The following is a 24,338-nucleotide window of genomic DNA, read 5'->3' as shown; positions in this document are numbered from 1 at the left end:
AGCAGGAACGCCCGTGCGCTGAGGCACGGGCGTGGCTGGACAGGGCCTTAGAAGACCGAGTTGTAGCCGCCCAGCTCGACCTGGACCGACTTGATGCGGGTGTATTGAGCCAGCGAGCTGACGCCGTTCTCACGGCCGACGCCCGACTGCTTGTAGCCACCGACCGGCATTTCGGCCGGCGATTCGCCCCAGGCGTTGATCCAGCAGATACCGGCTTCCAGCTTGTGGATGATGCGGTGAGCGCGGGTGATGTCGTTGGTGCAGACACCGGCGGCCAGGCCGTACTCGGTGTCGTTGGCGCGACGGATGACTTCTTCTTCGGTTTCGTAGGTGAGGATGCTCATCACCGGGCCGAAGATCTCTTCCTTGACGATGGTCATGTCGTCGGTGCAGTCGGTGAACACGGTCGGGGCCACGAATGCACCCTTGGCGAAATCACCGGCGGTCAGACGCTCGCCACCGCACAGCACGCGTGCACCTTCTTCCTTGCCCTTGGCGATGTAGCCAAGCACGCTTTCCATGTGCTGGAAGCTGACCAGCGGGCCGAAGTTGGTGTTTTCGTCTTCCGGGTTGCCAGCGCGGATGCGGGCAACGCGCTCGACGATCTTGGCCTCGAAGGCAGCTTTCATTTCAGCCGGGATGAACACGCGGGTGCCGTTGGTGCACACCTGGCCCGAGCTGTAGAAGTTGGCCATCATGGCGATGTCGGCGGCCTTGTCCAGGTCGGCGTCGGCGCAGATGATCAGTGGCGACTTGCCGCCCAGCTCCATGGTGACTTCCTTGAGCGACGAGCTCGAGGCGCTGGCCATGACCTTCTTGCCGGTGGTGGTGCCGCCGGTGAAGGAGACTTTTTCGATGCGTGGGTGTTCGGTCAGCCAGGTGCCGACTTCGCGGCCGCTGCCGGTCAGGACGTTGAACACGCCGTTCGGCAAACCGGCTTCGGTGTAGATCTCGGCCAGTTTAAGGGTGGTCAGCGAGGTGACTTCCGACGGCTTGAAGATCATCGCGTTGCCGGCGGCCAGGGCCGGAGCAGATTTCCACAGGGCGATCTGGATCGGGTAGTTCCAGGCGCCGATACCGGCGGTCACGCCCAGCGGCTCGCGGCGGGTGTAGACGAAGGACGATTCACGCAGCGGGATCTGCTCGCCTTCGATGGCCGGAACCAGGCCTGCGTAGTACTCCAGCACGTCGGCGCCGGTGACGATGTCGACGTAGCGGGTTTCCGAGTACGACTTGCCGGTGTCCAGAGTTTCCAGCATGGCCAGCTCGTCGTTGCGCTCGCGCAGGATCTCGACGGCGCGGCGCAGGATGCGCGAACGCTGCATGGCGGTCATCGCGGCCCAGACTTTCTGGCCACGCTCGGCGCTTTCGACGGCTTTCTCGACGTCAGCCTCGGTGGCACGTTGCACGTGGGCGAGGACTTCGCCGGTAGCCGGGTTGATGGCTTCGAAGGTGGCATCGCTGCCAGCGTCGACGTAAGCGCCATCAATGTAGAGTTTTTGCGTTCCGAAACGGGCCATAGTGTCCTCGCAAGTGCAGTGTGTGGTTTGGCTTGCGCGTCACGCTCCTGCTGGGTTGGCAAGGGCCGTGCGCGGTTGTTCAGCGGCCTGGTCGTTTGTACCCAGGGTGTGCTGTTTAGCCAGTTGTAGATCCATGTATTCGTAAGCAATCCGTATCGCCTGGTCGGTGTCGAATGCATCACCCGACAGGGCGCCACGCAGCCACAAGCCGTCGATCAAAGCTGCCAGGCCGCGGGCTGCCTTGCGCGCATGGTAGAGCGGCAGGGCGCGGCGGAACTGGCAGCACAGGTTGGAATACAAGCGGTGGTCGTTGATCCGCTGCAACCTGTGCAAATCGGGCTGGTGCATGCTGGAAGCCCAGAAGGCCAACCAGGTTTTCATCGCCGGGCCGTTTACCTGGCTGGCATCGAAGTTGCCCTCGATGATCACTTTCAGGTGGGCGCGCGGGCTGTCGTCCGTCAGGGCCTGGCGACGTGCTCTGACACCTTCGTTGAGCATGTTCATGATGTAACCCATCGTCGCTGCTATCAGGCCGTTCTTGTCCCGAAAGTAGTGACTGATGATGCCGTTCGACACACCGGCCAAACGGGCAATCAGCGCAATGCTGGCGTCACCCAGTCCGACCTGATCGACCGCCTGTAACGTGGCTTCGATCAACTGCTGGCGGCGGATGGGTTGCATACCGACCTTGGGCATCTTGCGTTCTCCTCAGGCCTGCGAGCAGACGACGGGCGGCTGACTCGGCGAAGGCCAGTCTATTTTGTTTTGATTGAACGTTCAATCAATAAAGAATAAGCTCTGCGACAATTTGTGCCATTGACAGTTTTTAAGGCGGTCGAGAAGGCACGGATTGACACCCCAGGAAATCGCGTAACCCCCTGAATACAAGGCGTTGACGGGCATGAGCGATGCGAAATGCAGATTCTGCCGTGCGGTCATGGACCCTGCGGCGGGCCCTTGGAGCGGGCGGGGTGATCTGTGACGAATGCGCGCACCTCAGCTGAGGCGTGGCATTTGCAGCGGGCCACCTGTCTGTTTTTTGCAACGTATCGATTCGGGATCACGGTTTCCAAGGGTGCTTTTATAACACCTGATGCAGTGGGGATATTCCACCAATTGCTCGGGAAAGACTGATTAGCCTCCACAGCCGCACTGCCCGGAGCATTCGTGCAATGAGTTCTGCCTCACTTACCAACCCTCCGGCCGAGAGGGTACGGGTCAACCGCGTGGTGTTCTTCACCTCCGCGCTGATGATTCTCGTTTTGACTGCCTTGCTTATCGCTGTACCCGAAACCGCCGGCCAAGTGCTGGGCGTAGCCCAGAAATGGCTGACGCGCACCTTCGGCTGGTATTACATGCTGGTAATCGGCGGTTACCTGCTGTTCGTCATCTACCTGGCCTTCTCCGACTACGGCAAGCTCAAGCTTGGCGGCAAGGATGACCAGCCCGACTTCAGCTATGGCGCCTGGGCCGGCATGCTGTTCTCCTCCGGTATCGGCATTTCGCTGTTGTACTTCGGCGCCTCCGAGCCGCTGGACCACTACTTCAACCCACCGGAAGGCACTTCTGCCAGCCTCGACGCAGCGCGTCAGGGCCTGCAGCTGACCTTCCTGCACTGGGGTTTGCACGGCTGGGCGATCTACGCCCTGGTCGGCCTGGCCGTGGGTTACTTCGCCTACCGCCACAATCAGCCACTGGCCCTGCGCTCGGCGCTGTACCCGCTGGTCGGTGAACGTTGGGTCAAGGGTGCTGCGGGCAATGCCGTGGACATCTTCGGCATGTTCGTAACCCTGCTGGGCCTGGTGACCAACCTGGGCATCGGCTCGATGCAGGTGGCCTCCGGGCTGGAATACCTGTTCGGCATGGACCACAGCAAGACCAACCTGCTGGTGGTTATCCTGGTCATGGCCGGCGTCGCCACCGTGGCGGCGGTCTCGGGTGTGGAAAACGGCATTCGCCGCCTGTCCAACCTCAACATCGTGCTGTTCAGCGGCCTGCTGATCTTCGTCCTGCTGGGCGGCGAAACCCTGCACTTGCTTAACGGCTTCGTGCAGAACATCGGTGACTACCTCAACGGCATCGTGCTGAAAACCTTCGACCTCTACGTATATGAAGGCGAAGCTGGCAAGTCCGAACGCTGGCTGGGCCTGTGGACCGTGTTCTACTGGGCCTGGTGGATTTCCTGGGGCCCGTTCGTCGGCATGTTCATTGCCCGTATCTCCAAGGGTCGCACCGTGCGCCAGCTGGTCAGCGGCGTGTTGCTGATCCCGCTGGGCTTCACCCTGGCCTGGCTGTCGATCTTCGGCAACACCGCGCTGGACCTGGTGATCAACCAAGGCGCCGTGGAACTGGGCAAGACCGCCCTTGAACAGCCGTCGATGTCGATCTACCAGCTGCTGGAATACTTCCCGGCGGCCAAGATCGTGATCGGTGTAGCGGTGTTCGTCGGCTTCGTGCTGTTCCTCACCCCGGCCGACTCCGGCGCGGTGATGATGGCCAACCTGTCGTGCAAAGGTGGCAAGGTCGACGAAGACGCCCCGCACTGGATGGTGGTGTTCTGGTCGGTGGTCATCACCCTGGTCACCATCGGCCTACTGTTCGCCGGTAACTTCGAAGCCATGCAGACCATGGTGGTGCTGGCGGGTCTGCCGTTCTCGGTGGTGCTGGTGCTGTTCATGTTCGGCCTGTACAAGGCCATGAAGCAGGACGTGGCGGTGGAGCAGGAGCGTGCCGAGCTGGCCGCACGTGGCCGTCGTGGCTTCAGCGAGCGCCTGACCCAGCTGGAGCTGCAGCCGACCCAGGCCGTTGTACAGCGCTTCATGGACAAGCAGGTCAGCCCGGCGCTGAAAGAAGCTGCCGCGCAGTTGCAGACCCTGGGCTTCGAGGTGGAAACCCGGGTTGGCCAGTCGCGCAACATGATGGGCCTGCGGGTGATGATGGAAGAGGGCAACCCGTTCGTCTATGAAGTGAGCCTGGATGGCTACCTGGCCGCGCCGAGCGAAGCGCCGGTGGAAGGTGAGCCGGAGGTGCGCCAGCGCTTCTACCGCGCCGAGGTATACCTGCACGATGGCAGCCAGGAGTACGACCTGATGGGCTTTGCGCCGGAGCAGATCGTGCGTGATGTGCTGGACCAGTTCGAAAGCCACCGCCAGTTGCTGGGGCGTGTGTACAGCTGATTCTTGAGCGGTGAGGAGGCCCTGCAGGACGCAGGGCCTTTTTCATGGGCAAGCAATAATTAGCCCGGGTAACGGACAAGTTTGCTTCAGCCTGCCGGTTTTCTTCCGGAGGCATGCTTCATGAAACGTTCCGTTATTCCCACATTCGATTTTCAGTACGCTGCAGCCAGTCAGTTCAGTGATCGGCCAACATTGCGGCAGGTGACCAGCGAGCAGCTGTGGACCGTGCTGCAGGAGAAGCTGTCCTGGCTTGCCTTTGTGAAGCCGGCGTTGTCCAACGCCGACCCTCTCATGCTGGATAGTCCCGACCCCAGCACGCCTTACTGGACCACGCAACCGCTGGTCGACCGTGTGCTCCAGGCATTGCTCGAAGCACAGCCGCTGGACATCGAGCCTGTCGGTGAGCGGCATCACAATCTTGCATTGACCTCCTCATACCGTTTTCCTGGCTCGGACAGCGCGTTCGACACCCGTCAACTGAGCGGCCTGTCCGATGCACTCGACGAACTGGTGCAACGGTTGCCACGGCTGTTCTGCGAGGCACAGCTCAAGTACTGGAGTGACAAGGGCAGTGCGGGAGTGAGCCGTGACCAGTGGCTGCAATTACTGCTCAAGACTACGCTTTTGCGCGGCCTGCCACTGCAAGGGCTGGATGTTCAGGAGCAGGCCTGCATCCGCGGGTTGATCCGCGGTGGCGCTGCCCAGCCCTCGGTCTATTTCGTCAAAGCCAGCCTGACTTGTGGGTCGATTCAATACGACCAGATGCTCAGTCACCTGCTGGTCACTGGCGATTACGATGAGCGGCAAGTGGTGCTCTGGTGCGCCCCGTCCGGTATCACGCGCAGCTTCGCCTCGTTGATCGATTTCGGTAACGCGCTGCGCAACGAACTGGCGCGGCACTACAGCTTCCAAAGCCTGTCGTGGACGCGTCAGCCGGTCGAGGGCAACGTCTTTGCCCAACAGGTTTCGCTGTTGCTTGAGTCCATGTTCCTGGCTTTCGACCAGATGCGCTTCAGTGGCTTGGCGGATGTGGCTTCGCTGGAGCAACGTTTTGCCGAGCTGAGCGACCCGGCGGCCTGGTTCGTGCGCTACGAAGACGACACGCCAGCCACCGTAGCCCCGCCGGGGCTCAGGGCCAGCGCCCCGCAGGACAGCTTTGCCTGTCGCGCCGCGTTGTTGCAACTCACCCTCGACCAACTGGATGCCGGAGGTGTTTCGGTGCTGGACGGCATCCAGTCATTGACGGCGTATACCGCGCAGCAACTGACCGAGCAGATAAAAAGCGAGCACGGGGACGAAATTTCTCCAGATCAGGTGCTTCTTGACCTGTACATCGCCCGGGGTGTGCCTGGTGGCGCTGCGACTGGAGCCGGCGGTGGCGAGCCACTGGCGTTCGTGGGCACCAAGTCGCTTACCGAATTCGCCATTGGTAACCTTGCTTCGCTCAAGGGCGCGTACATCAAGCAGGTCCGCCATCAGAAGAGCATCAAGCTTCCGAAGTGGCTGAATGCCGATGCAGCGAAGCGATTGGTCACCCAGGTAGACATTGGTGGCCGCTACCCGGCCTATGTTGCCGGACAGTTGGATGATCAGGCCATGCGTGCCGAGCGCGTCGAGCTTTTGGGCAGGGAGTGGCGAAGCGCGTTTCTTTCCAGCGCCATTTCGGCCAGGCTCGACGCTAAAGTCTCCGAGGTGGGTTTACAGTGCGTGGTCGATTTTTGCGCAGGTCATCAGGACCCCTTGGTTCCGCGCATGTCACTGATCCCCTTGGCTTTCAGGCGCAGCCGCCATTCGCGCAAGAAAGACACTGTGCGCGGCATGTACTTGCTGTTCTGCGCCGAGCCGGCAAAGGTTCTGGTGTACCGCCCGCTATATCGACAGGACACGGTTCGCGAGTACGCAAGCCTTGAGGCCTTGCTTGCACATATTCGTGAGTCGGCTCTCTTCCAAGAGAGCATTCTTGACTGGATCGACCCGACCGCGCGCGACGTATATGCAGAGGGTGGTTTCAGCGAGCCGCACATTGTGAGTATTGGTATCGACCCTTATACGCTCCCGGCCAAGCCGGAGCCGGCGATGCTCGACCTGAAGCTGTGGCGCAACAAGGTTGACGAGAAAATCTACCAGGCCAATCGAGATCTGCTGGTCGAGCTGGCAGGGCTGGAATCGGTATCTGACGCCGAGAGCCGCTGGCAGCTCCTGTGCGAAGGCGCCTGGCTGTTGTTCGATGTGGTGACTCAGGCGATACGCGGTCCGGTCGCGTCTGTGGCCTGGTTGGTACAGTTTCTGGCTTCGCTGCAAAACGACTTGACCGCGTTGGAGCAGGGTGGTGAGTTCGATCGGTCTGCTGCAGTGGCCGACTTGTTGCTCAACCTCGGGATGACGCTGCTGCATGCCCATCAACCGAAGCAGGAGACAGTGCCCACAAGGCGGCTGCCTGATGTTTCACTGTTCGAAGGACCTGACCGGCAAAATGGCGCGTTTGCCGAACTAGCTATCGAGGCGCGTGAAGAACCGGAAGGCACGCTGGGCGAACTGGGCAGCCAGGTGCTGGACTTTTCCTGGCGCGGCCAGCATGGGTTCAACTGGCTGCCCGCGCAACAGCGGCAAAGGTTGCAAGCCATGCGCTCCAGCGTCTCTGTCAATGGGTTGAAGCCTTTGACAGCGGGCGATGGTGAAGGCCTGTACCAGATCGATAAGAACTACTACGCGGCCATGGCTGGTGACCTCTATAGCGTGGAGTTGCTGGCTGAGGGAGTTCGGGTAGTCGATGCGACTGGCGGTTACGGGCCCTGGCTGGCATTTGTCGACGGGGCTTGGCGGGTGGATACGAAATTGCGCCTTGCAGGAGGGGCTCCCAGCCCCAGAACTTCGGTATCGGTCCGATTCAAGAAACTTTACGACCGCGTCGTCCAGTTGGATGCGGAAATCCCGAAGTTGAAGTCGACGGTTCAGGCAGCGAGTCAGCAGATGATGGCTTTGCACCAGAGCCTCGTCAAAATGGACGCGTTGAAGGCAAAGGCGCAGGAGGATGTGAATTCGGCCTCGGCAGGTACCGATACGACAGCTCTCCGGTCACTGACCGCGCAGTATGAACAACGAGCGATGGATGCGCGGGAAAGTATCGCCCAGCAGCGTGAGCAAATCGTTTCGCTGCTTGAAGAGGCCATTGGCAAGGAAGACGAACAGCTAAAGCTGTTGATCACGATGGCGGAACCCAAATATGCCGGGCAACGCCAAAAAGATGGGTTGGATAAGCCTGTTGCCAAGCATGAAGAGAATGCTCGCACAGAGCTGATTCGCGATTGTGTCTTCGTTTACAACGAGCTCTGGAGCCTGACGGACTATCCGCAACTTGCCGCGCTGCAACGGGCTATTGATGGTAAGCCATTGGCTGAAGTCGGCGAACAATATGCTGCGTTTCGTATCAAGCTGGAGCATGTGGCTGAGTATCAGGACCGCATGCTTGCCATACGAGTGCACCTGGACAATTTGCTGGCCGAGTCGCCGGTTGAGCTTGTCATACCTTCCAACCCCCCTGGTGACCATCGCACAGTGGGGCATCTGATCGACGAAAGACCGTTTTCGACCGTGCAGATGCGCTTCCATCAGGTGCAGAACCTGGCAGACCTGGCCTTGCACCTCAATGCTCCCGGCGGCCTCCAGACAGTCGCCCGCTACCGGGACGAACTGGTCAGCATGGCCTTGCGCAATGCCGCAGAGACTCATGGGGAGCTTGACTTCGCCAATCTGTCGGCAGACGACCGCATCGTGATCCTGCAAGAGGCATGGGATGAGTACTCTGCCGCATTACTCAACAGTGCCCGCATTCTCCGTGAAGGTGGCGAACTGATCGAACCCGTGATGCTCGAGCGGTATCGCAACCATGTAAAGCAACTGAAGGAAGATGCAGGACAGCGGCTGGTTGCCGCGATCTCGGAGCAGGAGGGTGGAACGGTCGCGCAAAAGCGCAGACCCTACAAGGTGTCTACCGAAGAGCAGCGAGTGGTGCGCAACCTTGCTGGGCAGTTGATGATCGGGGTGGAAAGGACGATAGACGAAAGCCAGATCGTTGAAGTGCGGGAGACGTTCAGTGAAGAAGTACTGGCAACCTTCGACCTGGTGGATGGGGAATGGCGACAGCGTGAAAGCAAGCGCCCTTCATTGGCGGACGAAGCTGCTCCAACTGACCTGCCCATGTGGGTACAGGCGCTTCTGGACGAGAGCGATGCAGTCAGGGAGCAGGCCAAGGACTATGTCAAGCACGACATCAAAGGGGCGTTGCTCAAGCAGTTGTTCGATCAGCATCTGGAAAAGCTGAATCAGGCACTCAGTGTGGTGCGTGATGCCGGAGGAAACGACAAGCTGATCAGGACGCTGGAAGTGGATCTGGACAAGTTGGAGGCGGATAAAACATTTCAGATGACCAGGCTCTATACCGACACCAAGTATCCGTCGGCCGAAGGTTTGCAGTATCTCCACGGAAAGCACCTGATACAGGTCGAATATGTGGAACGGCGCACCATGCAGGATGGCAGCGCTTTTGACGAATACCGGATCGTTCGTCTACCGAGCAAGCGGAACCTCTGGGCTGCGCACTTTCATTTCAGCTCGCCAGATGCGTTTGCAGAGGATTTCACGGTGGGTCACCTCAAGACCTGGAGCCAGCGTCGTTTGAGTAGCAAGGCCGCTGCAGACTCGAAACAGCGATTGCACAGGGGAGCCCTTACTCTGGCACAGGCCCGAGGAATCATTCCTTTCCATTGAGTCGGCCAACGGGGGCGGTGGAATGGTGCTTGGCATGCGCTGGCATCGTCTGATTGCCCCGCTCGGCAATCATCTGTTCCAGGCCGATCAGCTCTACGCCCTGGCGCTTCAGCCGGGGCAGTTCGCGTTCGAGCACTTCGAGGGTTTGCGGATAAGGGTGGCCGATCAGCACGGCTGAGCCTTGTTTGCGAGCCAGTTCGACCCCGAGCTGCAATTCGCTGCCGATGGCCTCGACCGTACGTACGTTGTCCAGAAAGACATCGCGGGATACCTGTGCCAGGCCCTGGGCCTGAGCCTGGAATGCAGCCACCGTGGCAGCGCTAGTGCGGCTGTCGACAAAAAACAGGTGTCGGCGTTGCAGGTCGGCCATCAGCATGGCCATCGCTTCGGGTTGGGCGGTCATGCGGCTGCCCATGTGGTTGTTGATACCGACTGCGTAAGGCACCTGCGCCAGGGCGGTGTCCAGGCGGTGGGCAAGCTCCGGCAGGGGCGTGCCCGGGTGCCAGGCGTAAGGGCCGGTGGCCGGGTCCATGGGCATGTGCAGGATAACTGTCTTGCCGGCCTTGTGCGCCTGCCGGGCAAGCGTGGTGGCATGCGGAGTGTCCGGCATGATCGCCAGGGTTACCGGGCCGGGCAGGGCCAAGGTGCGGCTGTCGCGTTCGCTGCTCTGGCCGAGGTCGTCGATGATGATGCTCATGTAGGCCTTGCCGGCCGGCGCCGCTTGCGCGACCCCGGCCATCAGGCAGAACAGCAGACACAGCAGATAACGCATGGGGTGGGTCAGTCGCCCTTGGTGATGTTCAGGCCTTTGAGCAGGCTCAGGGCCTGGCTCAGCTGGAAGTCGTCATCCTGCGGGCGCTCCTTGCGCTTGCCGCTGCCGGTCGGGCGGTCGGCACCGCCGTTGCCGTTGCCCAGGTGGCCCTGCAGGTCGGCTTCCTTGAAGTTGTCGGTGTCGGCTTCGGCGGTGAGCTTGGCCGGGCGCACTTCGATGTCGGGGACGATGCCCTGGGCCTGGATCGAGCGGCCGTTGGGGGTGAAGTACAGCGCGGTGGTGAGCTTCAGCGCACGGTCGTTGGCCAGTGGCAGCACGGTCTGCACCGAGCCTTTGCCGAAGCTGTCGGTGCCCATCAGCACGGCGCGTTTCTGGTCTTGCAGGGCGCCGGCGACAATTTCCGAGGCCGAGGCACTGCCGCCGTTGATCAGCACCACCAGTGGCACGCCGTCGCTGGCGTCGGCCGGGTCGGCCGAGAAGCGCAGCTCGGAGTTGGCGATGCGGCCCTTGGTGTAGACGATCAGGCCCTTGGTCAGGAAGTGGTCGGCGACTTCCACCGCCGACTGCAGCACGCCGCCCGGGTTGTTGCGCAGGTCCAGCACCACGCCGCGCAGCTTCTTGCCGTTGTCCTTGCGCAGCTTGGCCAGGGCCTTGCCTACTTCGTCGCCGGTCTTGACCTGGAACTGGGTGATACGTATGTAGCCGTAGTCGTTCTCCAGCAGCTGGCTCTTCACGCTCTTGACCTGGATGACCGCGCGGGCCAGGGTCACGTCGAAGGGATTGCCGCCGTCGCGCACCAGGGTCAGGGTGATTTTCTCGCCCACCTTGCCACGCATCTTGTCGACCGCTTCGGTCATGGTCTGGCCACGGGTCGGGGCGCCGTTGATCTTGACGATCAGGTCGCCGGCCTGCACGCCGGCACGCGAGGCCGGGGTGTCGTCGATCGGCGAGACCACCTTGATGAAGCCGTCTTCCTGGCCTACTTCGATGCCCAGCCCGCCGAACTCGCCGCTGGTGCTTTCCTGCAGCTCCTGGAAGTCCTCTGGGCCGAGGTAGGCCGAGTGCGGGTCGAGGTTGCTGAGCATGCCCTTGATGGCATTTTCCAGCAGGGTCTTGTCATCCACCGGCTCCACATAGGCCGCCTTGATGCGGTCCATGACCTCGGCGAAGGTGCGCAGCTCTTCAAGCGGCAGTGGCGCCTTGGCGGTCACCTCGGTGGCCGGTACTGCAGCCGGCTTGGCCGGTTCCGCGGCAGTGGCCAGGGGCGCGCCGACCGCCAGGGCGATGGACAGGGCCAGCTGGGTGAGACGAGGCGAGTGCAGCATGTCGAACGAACTCCTGATCCTGTAAGCGCTCCCTGGGGAGCATCGGCGCAGCCCGTGGGCTACCCCGTAGAAATTTGACTAGCCCCGGCACCACTGCGAAGGGTCGGTAGGCCGGCCCTGCTGGCGGATGGCGAAGTACAAGCCGGCAGCGTCCTGGCCGCCGCTGTCGCCAACGGTGGAAATGGCCTCGCCGGCCTTGACGATATCACCGGCGCTCTTGAGCAGGCTCTGGTTATGGCCGTACAGGCTCAGGTAACCGTTGCCATGGTCGAGAATGACCAGAAGCCCGGCACCGCGCAACCAGTCGGCGAACACCACGCGCCCGCCGTGCACGGCACGTACCTGGGTGCCCGGGTTGGCGCTGATCATCACCCCGTCCCACTTGGCACGGGCATCGCTGCCGCGGGCATCACCGAAACGTGCCAGCAATCGACCATTGACTGGCCAGGGAAGTTTTCCCCGTGCGGCAGAAAATGCGCCGCCGTAGTTCGCGCCGTCGCTGGAAACCAGCGGGCCCAGGGTAGTGCGGGCCTTTTTCGGTGGCTCCACCGGTTCGCGGGCCTGTTCGCGGGCGGCAGCGGCAGCGAGGGCTTCCTGCTGGCGGCGTTTTTCCGCTTCCTGCTGGGCCAGCAAGGCCTTCTTGCGCGCTTCTTCGGCCTCGCGGGCCTGGCGAGCGAGGGTTTCCTCGATGGTCTTGAGTACCTTGGACAGGTCGGCCTGATCCTGCTCGCGCGATTGCAGCTTCTGGCCACGGTCCTTCATGTCGCTGTTGAGCTTGGCCAGCACCTGCTGGCGCTTGCCACGCTCGGTTTCCAGGGCCTGGCGGCGGCTGTCGAGGTCGGCGCGCTGGGCCAGCAGCTGTTGCTGCTGGGTAGCGATTTCCTGTTCGACGTTGGCCAGCTGGCGCAGGGTCTCGTTGAAGGTGCGCAGTTGCTCCAGGCGCGCCTTGCTCAGGTAGTCGTAGTAGGTGAGGGTGCGGGCGAACTTCTCGGGGTTCTGCTGGTTGAGCAGCAGCTTGAGGTATTCCTCGCGGCCGTTCTGGTAGGCCGAACGGGCCTGGATGGCGATCAGTCGCTGTTGTTCAACGCGGGCGCTCTGGAGTTTTTTTTTCTCGGTATCAAGGCGCTCCAGCTCGCCCTCGGTCTTTTTTAGTTCTTGCTGCAGGGCCTCCACCTGCTTTTCGAGGTTGCCGATATCGGTCTCGGTGGCTTTGAGGTCCTTTTGCACACCGGCCTTTTCTTCCTGGAGCTTGCCCAGCGTCTTCTTGAGCTCGGCAATGTCCTGGCGGGTGGCGTCCAGTTGCTGCTGGGTCTGCGCACGCTCATCGGCAAAGGCCGGGCTGAGCAGGCAAGACAGGGCTAGGAGGATCAGGGCGCGAAGCATGGGGTTTGGCGTACCAAGGATGGAGACTGGCCTAGTATGCCCGCGCGGGCGGGCAAAAAAAACGCCTCGCTGCGGGTGCAGAGGGGCGTTTGTCTGGAATTCATGTGTTATTGGGGCTGCTGTGCAGCCCATTCGCAGCTCAAGGCTGCTCCTACAGGCATTGCATGAGCCCTTTGTAGGAGCAGCCTTGTGCTGCGAATGGGCCGCAAAGCGGCCCCCTTTGGCACCGAGTCAGGCGTCGACCAGGATCGAGGTGCCGGTCATTTCTACCGGCTTTTCCAGCCCCAGCAGCTTCAGCATGGTCGGCGCCACATCGGCCAGCACGCCGCCGTCACGCACCTTGACGTTGCGCTTGCCCACATAGATGAACGGTACCGGCTCGGTGGTATGCGCGGTGTGCGCCTGGCCGGTGCACTCGTCTTCCATTTGCTCGACGTTGCCATGGTCGGCGGTGATCAGCGCTTCGCCGCCAACCTTGTCCAGAGCTTCGACGATGCGCCCGACGCAGCCATCCAAGGCCTCGACGGCCTTCACCGCAGCCTCGAACACGCCGGTATGGCCGACCATGTCGCCGTTGGCGTAGTTGACCACGATCACGTCATAACGCTGTTGCTCGATAGCCTCGACGATGCGGTCGGTAACTTCCGGTGCGCTCATTTCCGGCTGCAGGTCGTAGGTGGCGACCTTCGGCGACGGGATCAGAATGCGCTCTTCGCCTTCGAACGGCTCTTCGCGGCCACCGGAGAAAAAGAAGGTGACATGGGCGTACTTCTCGGTCTCGGCGATGCGCAGCTGGGTCTTGCCGTTCTTCGCCAGGTACTCGCCCAGCACGTTGTTCAGGCTGGCCGGGGCGAAGGCGGCGGGGGCCGGGATTTTTGCCGAGTACTGGGTCAGGCCGATGTAGGCGGCCAGTTTTGGCAGGCGGGCACGCGGAAATTCGTTGAAGTCGGCTTCGACGAACACGCGCGACAGCTCGCGGGCGCGGTCGGCGCGGAAGTTCATGAAGATCACCGCGTCGCCGTCTTCGACCTTGACGGCTTCACCAATGCGCGTGGCCTTGACGAACTCGTCGCTCTCGTCGCGGGCGTAGGCCGCTTCCAGGCCGGCCAGGGCGGTGTCGGCGGTGTATTCGGCAGCGCTGTCGACGATCAGGTTGTAGGCGGCGCTGACGCGGTCCCAGCGGTTGTCGCGATCCATGGCGTAGTAGCGGCCGATCAGGCTGGCGATGCGGCCCTTGCCCAGCTTGGCGAAGGTGGCGTCGAGCAGCTCGATGGACGACTGCGCGCTGCGTGGTGGCGTGTCGCGACCATCGAGGAAGGCGTGCAGGTAGATCTTCTGCGCGCCGCGCTGCGCGGCCAGTTCGGCCATGGCTACCAGGTGGTCCTGGTGGCTGTGTACGCCGCCATCGGACAGCAGGCCGAGAATGTGCACAGCCTTGCCGGCACTGGCTGCCTTGTCCACGGCGCCGGTCAGTACAGGGTTCTCGAAGAACTCGCCGTCGCGGATGGCTTTGGTCACCCGGGTGAAATCCTGATACACCACGCGGCCGGCACCGAGGTTCATGTGACCGACTTCGGAGTTGCCCATCTGCCCGTCCGGCAGGCCGACATCCATGCCCGAGCCGGAAATGAGGCCATGCGGCTGGCTGGCGCGCAGGCGGTCATAGACCGGTGTGTTGGCGGCGTAGATGGCGTTGTATTCGGGGCTTTCGCTGTGGCCGAAGCCATCCAGGATGATCAGGACCAGGGGTTTGGGCGTACTCGTCATCAATCAAACTCACGGTTGTTCAAAGATGATAAAGACACGCATTTTAGGGCAAATGCGCCACCGGCGGCGAATATTCGTCCTGTTCCCTGACCAGCGTGGCCAATGTGGCAACATGAAGGTACCTTTCCGGCCGGCCCGTCGGGCTTTGGTGGCAATAAGGGCCTGTGTATACTGGCCGGCATTTTCAATCGCGTGGAACACCCCAGATGGTTGCTAACCTGATTCAATTTGCGACAAACCACTACATCCTGGTGGCGATCTTCGTTGTTTTGCTGGTCGCGCTGCTGGTCAACGAAATCCGTCGCGGCGGCCAGAGCCTGAGCAACGGCCAGCTGACTGCCCTGGTCAATGCCGAGAAAGCCCTGGTCATCGACATCCGCCCGACCAAGGAATACTCCGCCGGTCACATCGTCGGTGCGGTGAACATCCCGCAGGACAAGCTGGTCAACCGCATGAGCGAGCTGGACAAGCACAAAGAGAAGACCCTGATCGTCGTCGACTCGATGGGCCAGCAGTCCGGCACCATCTGCCGCGAGCTGCTCAAGGCTGGTTACAACGCCGCCAAACTGAGCGGTGGCGTTTCCAGCTGGAAAGCCGATAACCTGCCCCTGGTGAAGTGATATGAAGCCCGTCATCGTCTATTCCAGCGACTACTGCCCCTACTGCATGCGCGCCAAGTACCTGCTCGAGAGCAAGGGCGTGGCCTTCGAGGAAATCAAGGTCGACGGCAAGCCACAGGTTCGTGCCGAGATGAGCCAGAAGGCCGGCCGTACATCTGTGCCGCAGATCTGGATCGGCAGCACCCACGTCGGTGGATGCGATGACCTTTATGCCCTGGAGCGCGCCGGCAAGCTCGACGCGCTGCTGGCGGCCTGATTTACACTGCATTCAAAAACATTAGGATAAGGATCTGCCATGACTGACCAACAGACCAACGGCGCTGCTGCAGAAGACAACAGCCCTCAGTTCTCCATGCAGCGCATCTATGTGCGCGACCTGTCGTTCGAAGCCCCGAAAAGCCCGCAGATCTTCCGCCAGACCTGGGAGCCGAGCGTTGCCCTGGACCTGAACACCAAGCAGAAAGCCCTGGAAGGCGACTTCCACGAGGTGGTACTGACCCTGTCGGTTACCGTCAAGAACGGTGACGAAGTGGCCTTCATCGCGGAAGTGCAGCAGGCCGGTATCTTCCTCATCAAGAACCTGGACGCGGCTTCGATGAGCCACACCCTGGGTGCATTCTGCCCGAACATCCTGTTCCCGTACGCCCGCGAGACCCTGGACAGCCTGGTGACCCGCGGTTCGTTCCCGGCCCTGATGCTGTCGCCGGTCAACTTCGACGCCCTGTACGCGCAAGAAATGCAGCGCATGCAGGAAGCCGGCGAAGCGCCGACTGTGCAGTAATAGCTGCGTTTGAAAAAAGGCGACTTCGGTCGCCTTTTTTGTTGGCCTGTTCCGGCCCTATCGCCGGCAGCGCATCAACTGCCGGCAAACCCATTTTGCCGCCACGCCTCATACACTGTCACAGCCACGGTATTGGACAGATTCAGGCTGCGGCACCCCGGCCGCATCGGCAGGCGCAGGCGTTGTTCGGCCGGCAGGCTGTCCAGTACTTCGGCCGGCAGGCCGCGGCTTTCTGGCCCGAACAGGAAGGCATCACCCGGCTGGTAAGCCACTTCGTGGAACGGGTGCGAGCCCTTGGTGGTGAAGGCGAACAGCCGTGGGTTGCCCAGGCTTTCCAGGCATCCGGCCAGGCTCTCGTGGCGCTTGAGCGTGGCATACTCGTGGTAATCCAGCCCCGCGCGCCGCAGGCGCTTGTCGTCCAGTTCGAAGCTGATGGGCTCGATCAGGTGCAGGTCGCAGCCGCTGTTGGCGCAGAGGCGAATGATGTTGCCGGTATTCGGCGGAATTTCTGGTTGAAAAAGGATGACGTGAAACATGCACGGCTCCAAGCGTGAAGATGACGGGCATTCTACCCCCGAACCGGACGTGCGTTCGAAGGCGTTCCCGCGGGTGATGCTGTCGCTGGCGATCGTCGGCTTGATGGTAGGGCTGATGATCGGCCGCCTGACTACACCCGACGAGCGCGAGTTGCAGCAGGTGGAGGTGGTGCAGGATGGCCTGGAGCTGTGGTTCAACGAAGAGCCTCAGCTGCATGGCGAGAATGTGGACGGTACCGTAGCACTGTTGTTCCAGGCCCAAGGCAAGGCCCGGCAAGGGCAACTGAGCCTGCAGGGCAAGCCTGTGAGTTGGCGGGTGCAGAATAGCAAGGAAGGGCTGTTGCTGACGGTGGTGGCCGCGCGCCCCCTTCACGGCGAGTGGGCCGGTGCAGAGGACGCTGGGCGCTGGCGGTTGCAGGTGAAACTGCACGAATAAAAGAGGGGATATCCCGGCCTGCCTGTACCAGGGTCCCCGAAAGGGGTACTGCGTATAAAGGGGGGATGGCCCGGCCTGCCTGTACCGAGGTCCCCAAAACTGGCGATGTTGCGAATAAAAGAGGGGTTCACCCGGCCTGCCTGTACCAGGGCCCCCGAAACTGGATATGTATTGTTTATTGCAGGGGGCGTGCCAGTTTTGAAAAGCCCGTGAATCTGGGCTTTCAGGGTGAATTGGCCGTTTTTTGAGGGGATTTGTGCCTTAGTGAGGTGCATCGGGCACAGGATCGGTGCATCGAAGGGCTGAAATGTTTGGGGCCGCTTTGCGGCCCATCGCGACACAAGGCCGCTCCTACAGGGGATCGCGTTCTCCTGTAGGAGCGGCCTTGTGTCGCGATGGGCTGCGCAGCAGCCCCAGAGAACTATGGGTTTACCTGGAACTCAGTGCTCGTCACCTTCCTCATCATCGCCCCCCGCCACATTCATCCCCAGCTCCTTGATCTTGCGCGTCAGGGTGTTGCGTCCCCAACCCAGCAACAGTGCCGCATCGCGCCGACGGCCAGCGGTGTGCTTGAGCGCCGTCTCGATCATGATCCGCTCGAAGCTCGGCACTGCGCTGTCCAGCAGGCTGGTCTGCCCACGCGCCAACGCCTGGTCGGCCCACTGGCGCAGGGCCTGCTCCCAGTTGGTTACTGGTGCGGCGTCCTGTGGCAGGTTCAGCAGCTCCGGCGGCAGGTCGCCGATCAGCACTTCGCGGCTGGAGGCCATCACGGTGATCCAGCGGCAGGTGTTCTCCATCTGCCGTACGTTGCCCGGCCACGGCAGATTGCGAATGAATTCCTCGGTTTCCGGCTTGAGGATCTTCGGCTCGACCGCCAGTTCCTGGGCGGCGCGGGCGAGGAAGTGGCGGGCGAGGGCGGGGATATCCTCGCGGCGGTCGGCCAGCCGTGGAATGTGGATGCGGATCACGTTCAGGCGGTGGAACAAGTCCTCGCGGAACTTGCCGGCCTGCACCAGCGACTCCAGGTTCTGGTGAGTGGCGGCGATGATGCGCACATCGACCTTGACCGGTACGTGGCCGCCCACGCGGTAGAACTCGCCATCGGCCAGCACTCGCAGCAGGCGGGTCTGTGTGTCGGCGGGCATGTCGCCGATCTCGTCGAGGAACAGGGTGCCGCCGTCGGCCTGCTCGAAGCGCCCTCGGCGCAGGTTGGCGGCGCCGGTGAAGGCGCCCTTTTCATGGCCGAACAGCTCGGACTCCATCAGGTCCTTGGGGATGGCTGCCATGTTCAGGGCGATGAACGGTGAGGCCGCACGCGGGCTGTGGCGGTGCAGGGCGTGGGCCACCAGCTCCTTGCCGGTACCGGACTCACCGTTGATCAGCACGGTGATGTTGGAGTGGCTGAGGCGGCCGATGGCGCGGAACACCTCCTGCATTGCCGGTGCTTCACCGATGATTTCCGGGGTGCGCGCCAGGCTCTGCGGCACATCCAGCCCTTGTTGCTCCTGGGCGTGCTGGTTGGCGCGCTTGACCAGCGAGACCGCCTCGTCCACATCGAATGGCTTGGGCAGGTACTCGAATGCACCGCCCTGGTACGACGCAACGGCGCTGTCCAGGTCGGAGTGGGCGGTCATGATGATGACCGGCAGGCGCGGGTGCTGCTCACGGATCTGTGCCAGCAGGTCGAGGCCGCTGGTACCCGGCATGCGGATGTCGGAAATGATCACGTCAGGTTGCTGGCGTGCCAGGCGGCCCATCACGCCATCGGCGCTATCGAAGCTCTGGGTGGTCATGCCTTCCTGTTGCAGGGCTTTTTCCAGGACCCAGCGGATGGAGCGATCATCGTCGACGATCCATACGGTTTCACTTCGGCTCATGAGGCGGTGGCTCCTTGTTCCAGGGGCAGGTAGATCGAGAATGCGGTGTGGCCTGCATGGCTTTCACACTCGATCAGGCCCTGGTGCTGGCTGATGATGTTCTGGGTAATGGCCAGGCCCAGCCCGGTACCGTCCGGGCGACCGCTGACCATGGGATAGAAAAGGGTGTCCTGCAGTTCCGGCGGGATGCCCGGGCCGTTGTCGATGATCTCCACCCTCGCCACAAGGCGATGGCGCACATGGCCGATGGTGAACTGGCGCAGGGCACGGCTGCGCAGGGTGATGCGGCCCAGGCGCAGTTCGTTCTGCGAACTGATCGCCTGCATGGCATTGCGCACGATGTTGAGTACGGCCTGGATCATCTGCTCGCGGTCGACCAATACGTCAGGCAGGCTGGGGTCATAATCGCGCACCAAAGTGATGCAGCCCTGGCTTTCGGCCTCGACCAGGCTGCAAACCCGCTCAAGCACTTCGTGGATGTTGGTCATGGCCAGCGACGGCAGCTTGTTCGAGCCGAGCATGCGGTCGACCAGGTTACGCAGGCGGTCGGCTTCCTCGATGATCACGTTGGTGTAGTCGCGCAGGCCTTCTTCAGGCAGCTCGCGGGCCAGCAGCTGGGCTGCGCCGCGGATGCCGCCAAGGGGGTTCTTGATTTCGTGGGCCAGGCCGCGCACCAGCATCTTTGTGGTTTCCTGCTTGCTCAGCTGGGCTTCTTCCTTGGTGATGCGCAGCAGCCGGTCGCGCGGGTGCACCTCGAGCAGCAGCAGGGTCTGGCCCTGGTGCAGGATCGGCGTAACCGCGTAGTCGACGGTGATGGTCTGCCCGGTCAGCGAGGTGAGCTGCGCTTCGCGCTTGGTAAACGGGTGCGCCTGCTCGACCGCCTGGCGCAGCGAGCTGAGCGCTTCGGTCGACTCGGTGAACAGCTCGCTGATGAACTGCCCATGGCTGCGCTGGCCACTCACTGCCAGAAGCATTTCCGCGGCCGGGTTCATGTACTCCAGGCGCAGCTCGGCGTTGAGCAGCAGCGTGGCGGTGGTCAGGTTGTCCAGAAGTAGACGGTGCTGGGCATCGCTGATGGTCATAGGGCGTCGTCGACCTCTTTTGGCGCGTGTCGGGCATGGGCGCGGCCATGGTCGGGCGCGCGGTGGATCCGCTGATTCCAGTCTTTGGGCAAAAAATGCAAGAACCAAACCAAGGCTCCGAAAAGAAGCGGAATTTGCCGATAAAGCCCTGGAAACGGGAAAAATCGCACCAGAATGAACTGATTAAACGGTTCATGTGATCGCTTTTGGGATGCATTCGGGGGCGTTAGTCCACAGCATGCACCAATATGGAGCATAGGTGGTTTCAGGGTTTATCGCACAGTTGGCGGGCATTCGGCTTCTGGCGTTGAAAACCCCAGGTCTTCATTGCTTGCGTGGAACACCATGACAGTGGCGGGTTGCGCAGTGGTGTGCCCGCGGTGCACTTCCCCTTGAAGTTCGGCCAGCGTCTGGCCTGCAACCAGGCTTGTGCGCTTGCCGTCACGGGTTTCCACCTCGAGTCGCCCCTCGGTCAGATAGCCTAGATTGAGTGCCTGGTGACAGTGCCAGCCAAGGGTGGTGTGGGCAGGAATGCTGACTTTCACAAGCGACAGCACTGGTCGTCCTTCGGGGTAATCGAGATAGGGAGTACCGTCCCAACTGCCGGTGGCGCGGTGAAGCACCTGTGACGTTGCCTGGCCTGGCGCGGTGCCATTGCTGGCGCAGCCGGTGAGGAGGGCGGATACGGTAATCATTGCAGGTAGAAGTTTGCGCATGGCGTGATGTCCTTTGACTGAAGGGACGCCTACCCTGCGTGCTGAGGGGGCGGCGAAATGTCAGCGGCATCTGCCGGTTCTGTATGAAATCGATGAGGCAGCCACGGAAACGAAAACGGCCTCCCGAAGGAGGCCGTTCGTGATCATGTCATCGGCGTGAGGCGCCGATCAGATCAGCAGCTGTAGTACAGCTCGTATTCCAGCGGGTGAACGAAGGTGCGGACCTTGATTTCTTCTTCGCTCTTCAGCTCGATGAAGGCATCGATGAAGTCGTCGGAGAACACGCCGCCCTTGGTCAGGAACGCACGGCCCTTGTCCAGCTCTTCCAGAGCTTCCTTCAGGCTGCCGCAAACCTGCGGGATGTCCTTGGCCTCTTCAGGCGGCAGGTCGTACAGGTTCTTGTCGGCAGCATCGCCTGGGTGGATCTTGTTCTGGATACCGTCCAGGCCGGCCATCAGCAGGGCCGCGAAGGCCAGGTATGGGTTGGCCGATGGGTCCGGGAAGCGAGCTTCGATACGGCGGGCTTTCGGGCTGCCGACGTAAGGAATACGGATCGAGGCGGAACGGTTGCGAGCCGAGTAGGCCAGCATTACCGGGGCTTCGAAGCCTGGGACCAGACGCTTGTAGGAGTTGGTCGACGGGTTGGTGAAGCCGTTCAGGGCCTTACCGTGCTTGATGATACCGCCGATGAAGTACAGGGCGGTGTCGGACAGGCCGGCATAGCCTTCACCCGAGAAGGTGTTCTTGCCGTCTTTCCAGATCGACATGTGCACGTGCATGCCCGAGCCGTTGTCGCCGTACAGTGGCTTCGGCATGAAGGTGGCGGTGCGGCCGTAGGCGTCGGCAACGTTGTGCACGACGTACTTCAGCGCCTGTACTTCGTCAGCCTTCTTCACCAGGGTGTTGAACTTGACGCCGATTTCGTTCTGGCCGGCAGTCGCCACTTCGTGGTGGTGAACTTCGACGGTCTGGCCCATTTCTTCCAGTGCGTTGCACATGGCAGTACGGATTTCGTGGTCGTGGTCGAACGGCGGAACCGGGAAGTAGCCGCCCTTCACGCCTGGACGGTGGCCTTTGTTGCCGCCTTCCACGTCAGCGCCGGTCATCCACGAGCCTTGCTCGGAGAAAATCTTGAACATCGAGCCGGAGATGTCCGACTGGAACTTCACTTCGTCGAAAATGAAGAACTCTGGCTCCGGGCCTGCGAATACGGTGTCACCGATGCCGGTGCTCTTCAGGTACTCTTCGGCGCGCTTGGCGATGGCGCGAGGGTCGCGATCGTAGCCCTGCATGCTCGACGGGTCGACGATGTCGCAGGTGAGGATCAGGGTCGGCTCTTCGGTGAACGGGTCCAGTACGGCAGTTTCGTCGACCGGCATCAGGATCATGTCGGAGGCTTCGATGCCTTTCCAGCCAGCGATGGAGGAACCGTCGAACATCTTGCCGACTTCGAAGAAGTCGTCTTCCAGTGCATCACGCGCCGGCATGGTCACGTGGTGCTGAGTGCCTTTGGTGTCCGTGAAACGCAGATCAATCCACTTGACGTCGTGATCTTTGATGAGTTGAACCGACTTCGACATGTTGTCCTCCGGATGGTCTAGAGCGCGGTGGGCCGCTGCCCTGGAAAAAGGGTGTTGCCGGGCGCGGATAGTCGGCCAAGCTTACCTGCCTCACAAGGGAGCAAATTGCATGCCAGTGCCCGAAAATGGCGAGGGCGGGATAAAAGGGGGCGTTTGCGGGCATCTGGGGGTGGGTTGCTGGGGAAAAGTGCACCCTTAAGATGCGAATTTTGGTAGCAGTGCACCAATAGTGTGCATTGCTTGAGTTATGTCCTTTCTTTGAGGGCCTCATCGCCGGCAAGCCAGCTCCCACAGGCAGGGCGCAGATCTTGAGGACTGTGGATAGCCTGTGGGAGCTGGCTTGCCGGCGATGAGGCCGGTGCAGGCAATATAAATCCGACCTTCTGTACAAAAGTTGGTCAAATCCTGAGCAATTTCCGCTATAATTCGCGCCCCTCATTTTCGGCAGGCCCTGCGCGCGCTGTTAACCAATGAAACTTATCGTCAAAGTCTTCCCAGAAATCACCATCAAGAGCCGGCCGGTGCGCAAGCGCTTCATCCGCCAGCTCGGCAAGAACATCCGCAACGTGCTCAAGGACCTCGATCCTGAGCTCGTGGTCGATGGTGTCTGGGACAATCTCGAAGTGGTCACCCGCGTCGAGGACGAAAAGGTCCAGCGCGAGATGATCGAGCGCCTCACCTGCACCCCGGGTATCACCCACTTCCTGCAGGTAGAGGAATACCCGCTCGGCGACTTCGATGACATCGTCGCCAAGTGCAAGCAGCACTTCGGCCACCTGCTGGCCGGCAAGCACTTCGCCGTGCGCTGCAAGCGCGGTGGTCACCACGACTTCACCTCGATGGACGTCGACCGTTACGTCGGCAGCCAGCTGCGCCAGCAGTGCGGCGCCGCCGGCATCGAGCTGAAGAACCCGGAAGTCCTGGTGCGCATCGAAATCCGCGACCAGCGCCTGTACGTGATCCATAACCAGCACCAGGGCATCGGCGGCTACCCGCTGGGCGCCCTGGAGCAGACACTGGTACTGATGTCCGGTGGCTTCGACTCCACCGTGGCGGCTTATCAGATGATGCGCCGCGGCCTGATGACCCACTTCTGCTTCTTCAACCTCGGTGGCCGTGCCCACGAGCTGGGCGTGATGGAAGTGGCTCACTACCTGTGGAAGAAGTTCGGCAGCAGCCAGCGCGTGCTGTTCATCAGCGTGCCGTTCGAGGAAGTGGTCGGCGAGATTCTGAACAAGGTCGACAACAGCTACATGGGCGTGACCCTCAAACGCATGATGCTGCGTGGTGCCGCGCACATGGCCGACCGCCTGGAGATCGATGCCCTGGTCACCGGCGAAGCGATTTCCCAGGTGTCCAGCCAGACCTTGCCGAACCTGTCGATCATCGACTCGGCCACCGACAAGCTGGTGCTGCGCCCCCTGCTGGCCAGCCACAAGCAGGACATCATCGACCAGGCCTACGCGATCGGCACTGCCGACTTCGCCAAGCACATGCCAGAATACTGCGGCGTGATCTCGGTAAACCCGACCACCCACGCCAAGCGCCACCGCATGGAGCATGAAGAGAAGCAGTTCGACATGGCCGTGCTGGAGCGCGCCCTGGAACGCGCCCGGTTGATCTCCATCGACCATGTGATCGACGAACTGGGCAAGGACATCGAAATCGAGGAAGTGACCGAGGCGCTGCCCGGCCAGATCGTCATCGACATTCGTCACCCCGATGCCCAGGAAGACGAACCTCTGGTGCTGGACGGTATCGAAGTCCAGGCCATGCCGTTCTATGCCATCAACAGCAAGTTCAAGCAGCTGGATGCCAACCGCCAGTACTTGCTGTATTGCGACAAAGGTGTGATGAGCCGTCTGCACGCACACCACCTGCTCAGTGAGGGACATGCCAATGTGCGTGTTTATCGTCCGGCATAAGACGCCAGGGCTGTATGGCGGCAGCATCCGCCATCGCCCTCCCGACCACCGGGCCCGCTGAGCCTCAAACCGTAC

Annotated in this window: 18 protein-coding genes; 7 read left to right on the top strand and 11 right to left on the bottom strand. The window is 61.6% G+C overall.

The features are described 5' to 3' along the window. Positions 1-47: 47 nt before the first annotated feature. Positions 48-1,520, bottom strand: a complete 1,473-nt coding sequence (gene betB, locus WM94_RS03715; protein WP_025340943.1) for a betaine-aldehyde dehydrogenase — start codon at positions 1,518-1,520, stop codon at positions 48-50. A 39-nt stretch (positions 1,521-1,559) separates the two neighbouring features. Further along, positions 1,560-2,216, bottom strand: coding sequence for a transcriptional regulator BetI (gene betI, locus WM94_RS03710; RefSeq protein WP_003259891.1), 657 nt, complete (start codon positions 2,214-2,216; stop codon positions 1,560-1,562). Positions 2,217-2,749: 533 nt separating this feature from the next. Between betI and WM94_RS03705 the strand changes: the two genes are divergently transcribed. Both WM94_RS03705 and WM94_RS03700 read left to right on the top strand, forming a co-directional pair. Then, positions 2,750-4,696 (top strand): BCCT family transporter, encoded by a 1,947-nt coding sequence (locus WM94_RS03705; RefSeq protein ID WP_223998156.1) that lies wholly within the window; start codon positions 2,750-2,752, stop codon positions 4,694-4,696. Between the two features lie 120 nt (positions 4,697-4,816). After that, positions 4,817-9,463 (top strand): dermonecrotic toxin domain-containing protein, encoded by a 4,647-nt coding sequence (locus tag WM94_RS03700; protein WP_061550460.1) that lies wholly within the window; start codon positions 4,817-4,819, stop codon positions 9,461-9,463. On the opposite strand, the gene WM94_RS03695 is transcribed toward WM94_RS03700, so the two are convergent. From WM94_RS03695 to gpmI, 4 genes are all read right to left on the bottom strand, one after another. Continuing rightward, on the bottom strand, positions 9,447-10,235 hold the full coding sequence (locus WM94_RS03695) for a divergent polysaccharide deacetylase family protein (protein ID WP_061550459.1): 789 nt from the start codon (positions 10,233-10,235) through the stop codon (positions 9,447-9,449). The two genes, WM94_RS03700 and WM94_RS03695, sit on opposite strands and share 17 nt — an antisense overlap. Before the next feature lie 8 nt (positions 10,236-10,243). Beyond that, positions 10,244-11,560, bottom strand: coding sequence for a S41 family peptidase (locus WM94_RS03690; RefSeq protein WP_023660970.1), 1,317 nt, complete (start codon positions 11,558-11,560; stop codon positions 10,244-10,246). Positions 11,561-11,638: 78 nt separating this feature from the next. Next, on the bottom strand, positions 11,639-12,943 hold the full coding sequence (locus tag WM94_RS03685; protein WP_061550458.1) for a murein hydrolase activator EnvC: 1,305 nt from the start codon (positions 12,941-12,943) through the stop codon (positions 11,639-11,641). Positions 12,944-13,174: 231 nt separating this feature from the next. Continuing rightward, positions 13,175-14,710 carry a 2,3-bisphosphoglycerate-independent phosphoglycerate mutase gene (gene gpmI, locus WM94_RS03680; RefSeq protein ID WP_054572194.1) on the bottom strand — a complete coding sequence of 512 codons (1,536 nt, stop codon included), beginning with the start codon at positions 14,708-14,710 and terminating at the stop codon, positions 13,175-13,177. 206 nt (positions 14,711-14,916) lie between these two features. On the opposite strand from gpmI, the gene WM94_RS03675 reads away from it, so the two are divergent. From WM94_RS03675 to secB, 3 genes are read left to right on the top strand one after another with little or no spacing between them, the layout of a single operon-like run. Beyond that, positions 14,917-15,330, top strand: a complete 414-nt coding sequence (locus WM94_RS03675) for a rhodanese-like domain-containing protein (protein WP_003259887.1) — start codon at positions 14,917-14,919, stop codon at positions 15,328-15,330. Between the two features lies 1 nt (position 15,331). Then, positions 15,332-15,586 (top strand): glutaredoxin 3, encoded by a 255-nt coding sequence (grxC, locus tag WM94_RS03670; protein WP_003249204.1) that lies wholly within the window; start codon positions 15,332-15,334, stop codon positions 15,584-15,586. A gap of 39 nt (positions 15,587-15,625) precedes the next feature. Further along, a complete protein-coding gene (gene secB, locus WM94_RS03665) occupies positions 15,626-16,111 on the top strand; it encodes a protein-export chaperone SecB (protein ID WP_013974581.1) in 486 nt (161 codons plus the stop codon). Between the two features lie 74 nt (positions 16,112-16,185). Here the strand turns inward: secB and trmL are convergent, their stop codons facing one another. Beyond that, positions 16,186-16,647: a tRNA (uridine(34)/cytosine(34)/5-carboxymethylaminomethyluridine(34)-2'-O)-methyltransferase TrmL gene (trmL, locus tag WM94_RS03660; RefSeq protein WP_013974580.1), complete on the bottom strand. Its 462-nt coding sequence runs from the start codon at positions 16,645-16,647 to the stop codon at positions 16,186-16,188. On the opposite strand from trmL, the gene WM94_RS03655 reads away from it, so the two are divergent. After that, entirely contained in the window at positions 16,646-17,083 is a 438-nt protein-coding gene (locus WM94_RS03655; protein WP_015272117.1) for a hypothetical protein, read from the top strand. The genes trmL and WM94_RS03655 overlap by 2 nt on opposite strands. A 440-nt stretch (positions 17,084-17,523) precedes the next feature. Here WM94_RS03655 and ntrC read toward each other — a convergent pair whose 3' ends face one another. The 4 genes from ntrC to glnA form a co-directional block, all read right to left on the bottom strand. Beyond that, positions 17,524-18,960 (bottom strand): nitrogen regulation protein NR(I), encoded by a 1,437-nt coding sequence (ntrC, locus tag WM94_RS03650; protein WP_013974578.1) that lies wholly within the window; start codon positions 18,958-18,960, stop codon positions 17,524-17,526. Beyond that, positions 18,957-20,042: a nitrogen regulation protein NR(II) gene (glnL, locus tag WM94_RS03645; protein WP_013974577.1), complete on the bottom strand. Its 1,086-nt coding sequence runs from the start codon at positions 20,040-20,042 to the stop codon at positions 18,957-18,959. Before glnL ends, ntrC begins: the two co-directional genes overlap by 4 nt. Positions 20,043-20,314: 272 nt before the next feature. Further along, on the bottom strand, positions 20,315-20,758 hold the full coding sequence (locus WM94_RS03640) for a cupin domain-containing protein (protein ID WP_052261023.1): 444 nt from the start codon (positions 20,756-20,758) through the stop codon (positions 20,315-20,317). 173 nt (positions 20,759-20,931) lie between these two features. After that, positions 20,932-22,338 (bottom strand): type I glutamate--ammonia ligase, encoded by a 1,407-nt coding sequence (gene glnA / locus WM94_RS03635; protein ID WP_013974575.1) that lies wholly within the window; start codon positions 22,336-22,338, stop codon positions 20,932-20,934. A 470-nt stretch (positions 22,339-22,808) separates the two neighbouring features. Between glnA and thiI the strand changes: the two genes are divergently transcribed. Next, positions 22,809-24,263, top strand: coding sequence for a tRNA uracil 4-sulfurtransferase ThiI (thiI, locus tag WM94_RS03630; protein ID WP_013974574.1), 1,455 nt, complete (start codon positions 22,809-22,811; stop codon positions 24,261-24,263). Positions 24,264-24,338 lie beyond the last annotated feature (75 nt).

It is taken from the genome of Pseudomonas sp. ABFPK, assembly GCF_001586765.1.
Taxonomy (GTDB): Bacteria; Pseudomonadota; Gammaproteobacteria; order Pseudomonadales; family Pseudomonadaceae; genus Aquipseudomonas; species Aquipseudomonas asiatica.
The sequence above is the reverse complement of the archived record's forward strand: the minus strand, read 5'-3'. Positions and strand labels throughout refer to the sequence as shown.